Source organism: Rhizobium sp. AC27/96 (genome assembly GCF_001692325.1).
GTDB lineage: Bacteria > Pseudomonadota > Alphaproteobacteria > Rhizobiales > Rhizobiaceae > Rhizobium.
This window is the reverse complement of sequence record NZ_LXKN01000068.1, coordinates 1-1,542: the sequence shown is the minus strand read 5'-3', so window position 1 is coordinate 1,542 and position 1,542 is coordinate 1. Positions and strand designations below refer to the sequence as shown.

Here is a 1,542-nt window from a genome sequence, read left to right as displayed (position 1 = left end):
TTCTTCTACTGGTACCAGCTCGCCTGGGTGCCGATCACCGCGTTCCTGACCTGGATCGCCTATCGGAGCATGCGCCATGATGACTGAGATCGATCCGACAGCACTGGCCGTCTTCATCTTCTTCCTGGCGCTCGTCACCGTCATGGGCTTCGTTGCCGCCCGCTGGCGCCGGCCGAAGACCCTTGCCCATATCGACGAATGGGGTCTCGGCGGCCGCACCTTCGGCACCTGGATCACCTGGTTCCTCGTCGGCGGCGATTTCTACACCGCCTATACCGTGATCGCCGTCCCCGCTTTGGTCTATACCGTCGGCGCCTATGGCTTCTTCGCGCTGCCCTATACGATCGTCGTCTATCCCTTCGTCTTCATGGTCATGCCGCTTTTGTGGCGGCGCGCCAAGGATCATGGCTATGTCACCGCCGGCGATATCGTGCACGGCCAATATGGCTCGCGCTCGCTCGAACTGGCGGTGGCACTGACAGGCGTTATCGCCACCATGCCCTATATCGCCCTGCAGCTCGTCGGCATGACGGCGGTGTTCAAGGCGCTCGGGCTGCATGGTGAGCTGCCGCTTGCCGTCGCCTTCATCATCCTGGCGCTCTATACCTATTCGGCAGGCCTTCGTGCCCCGGCGCTGATCGCCTTCGTCAAGGACATCATGATCTATATCGTGGTCATTGCCGCCATCGCGCTCATCCCGGCCAAGCTCGGCGGCTACGCCAATGTCTTTGCCGCCGCCGATGCCGACTTCAAGGCCAAGGGTGCGGGCAGCCTGCTGCTTGGCGGCAACCAGTATGTCGCCTATGCGACGCTGGCGCTCGGCTCGGCGCTGGCCGCCTTCATGTATCCGCATACGCTGACCGGCATCTTCGCCTCCAACAGCGGCAACACCATCCGCAAGAATGCGGTGCTGCTGCCGGCCTATACGCTGCTGCTGGGTCTCTTGGCCTTGCTCGGCTATATGGGCCATGCGGCCAACCTGAAGCTGGATAGTCCGAACGATGTCGTGCCGGCGCTGTTCCAGACCCTGTTCTCCAGCTGGTTTGCCGGCTTTGCCTTCGCGGCCATCGCCATCGGCGCGCTCGTTCCCGCGGCGGTGATGAGCATTGGTGCCGCCAATCTCTTCACCCGCAACTTCTGGAAGGCCTATGTCGATCCGAATGTGTCCGATGCCGGTGAGGCGAAGGTGGCCAAGATGACCTCGCTGGTCGTCAAGGTCGGCGCGCTGCTGGTCATCATCTTCCTGCCGACGCAGTTCGCGCTCGATCTGCAGCTCTTGGGCGGCATCTGGATCCTGCAGACGCTGCCGGCCCTGGTCTTCGGTCTCTACACCAGATGGTTCCGGGCACCGGCACTGCTGGCCGGCTGGGTCGTCGGCTTCTTCGGCGGCACCTATCTGGTCTGGGATGCCGGCTGGAAGCCGCTGCATGCCATCAGCCTCGGCGATACCAGCTTCACCGTCTATACCGGCCTGCTGGCACTCGCCGCCAACATCATAGTGTCGGTGGTCCTCAATGCGGTGATACCGGCAAGGGCGACGGC

Annotated in this window: 2 protein-coding genes; both read left to right on the top strand. The window is 63.0% G+C overall.

Translation table 11 applies throughout. From position 1 onward, the window contains the following. On the top strand, positions 1 to 87 hold an 87-nt coding region (locus tag A6U86_RS35045), incomplete at its 5' end, for a DUF3311 domain-containing protein (protein WP_141683856.1). Continuing rightward, positions 77 to 1,542: monocarboxylate uptake permease MctP (gene mctP, locus A6U86_RS30710; RefSeq protein WP_068399754.1), on the top strand; the 1,466-nt coding region annotated here is incomplete at its 3' end. The genes A6U86_RS35045 and mctP, both read left to right, overlap by 11 nt.